Source organism: Companilactobacillus halodurans (genome assembly GCF_009600985.1).
Lineage (GTDB): Bacteria > Bacillota > Bacilli > Lactobacillales > Lactobacillaceae > Companilactobacillus > Companilactobacillus halodurans.
Genome location: NZ_VDFP01000155.1, coordinates 1 through 1,333, shown reverse-complemented (window position 1 = coordinate 1,333; position 1,333 = coordinate 1). Strand labels below are relative to the sequence as shown.

The following is a 1,333-nucleotide window of genomic DNA, read 5'->3' as shown; positions in this document are numbered from 1 at the left end:
ACTGCTCCTGACGAAGTTTTAGGTCATCAGTATTATTCTCCTACTGAACAAGGTAAAGAAAGATTATTTAAGCAGCGTTTAGAATATATTAAGACATGGCATCAAGAACATGATTTAAATAAATGATCCTTATTTCTTAGTTAACCTATTATAGGCCTAAAGAAGAAATACTTTTTTCCTGTAATTTCATTATTGTATTGCCTAAAAAAATGGAATTAAATATATTATGTAAGCACTTACACGAATGAAATTACTTTAAGAAAGGCGTGATTATTTGTTACTAATACATAAGGATAATTTATACACTCTAAAAAACAAGCAAATATCTCTTACACTTGACTCTAAAGGAAAAGCAAAATTTTTGTCTTACAAGGGAAAAAATTTAATTGAACATCTTGATGGAAACGTTGTTGATCCTGACCGCCATAATTCATTTTATTTAGATTATCATCAGGATTTAAAATCTAAAGAACCCAATTATAATCGTGTAGAAATAATAGAAGATTCTAATACTTGTAAACATATTGCCTTTTGTGATGACAATAGTCAATTAGGATTGGAATATCATTTATTAATGCGTTCGGAAAAAGCTCAAGTATTTAGTTATGTTATCGCTAAAAGTAATGATGAACATCCCTTTGCAATCAATGAATTAAGAACTGTTTATAGGTTGGATCCAGCAATTTTTCCTAATAGCTACACCACTTCTAGAATAGGATTACAACCTAGTAGCAATTACACTAATCAATTCAAACGCTGGCAAGATGAAACTTACGAAATGCCTGATGGTGAACGTTTTTCAAATTCTAAAGTTTATTCAAAATACGATTATGCCGACTTCTTTGCCGATAATCCTTTCTGGGGATTCTTTGGTTCTGAATATGGATTTTGGTTTGTTCCAGCAAGTACCGAGTATTACCCTAGCGGTCCGTTGAAACAAGAATTAATGGTTCACTATGATGGTATTCTCCTAAATTATTTAAATGGTGCCCATTTGGGAACTGGCGATTTTCATATTTCTGCCGGCTGGTACAGATAAACTCCTCGATGCCCAGGAATATGCCAAAAAACAACAAACCAATTGGCCATACTCTTGGCTACAAACACCTTTATATCCGCTCACTCGCGGTAATGTCTATGGAAAATTAACTCTTTCCAATAAAGAAAAGATAAAATTGAAAATCATTTTAAGTCAAGGAGATACGACATTTGATAAAGCCTCTGGCGGCTATATCTATTACACTGATACTAACGAGCAGGGATTATTTTCATTGAAAAACGTCCGTCCTGGAGAATATAGACTCTCAGCTTATCCATTAGAAGGATCTACCGT

The 1,333-nt window shown here is 33.1% G+C and carries 2 protein-coding genes; both read left to right on the top strand.

Features of this window, described 5'->3' with window-relative positions; genetic code table 11:
- The first annotated feature begins 361 nt into the window (after window positions 1–361).
- Complete coding sequence (locus FHL06_RS13230; RefSeq protein ID WP_153387080.1) at window positions 362–1,039, top strand: hypothetical protein; 678 nt, start codon at window positions 362–364, stop codon at window positions 1,037–1,039.
- Window positions 984–1,333: peptidase associated/transthyretin-like domain-containing protein (locus FHL06_RS13225; protein WP_202879074.1), on the top strand; the 350-nt coding region annotated here is incomplete at its 3' end. The genes FHL06_RS13230 and FHL06_RS13225, both read left to right, overlap by 56 nt.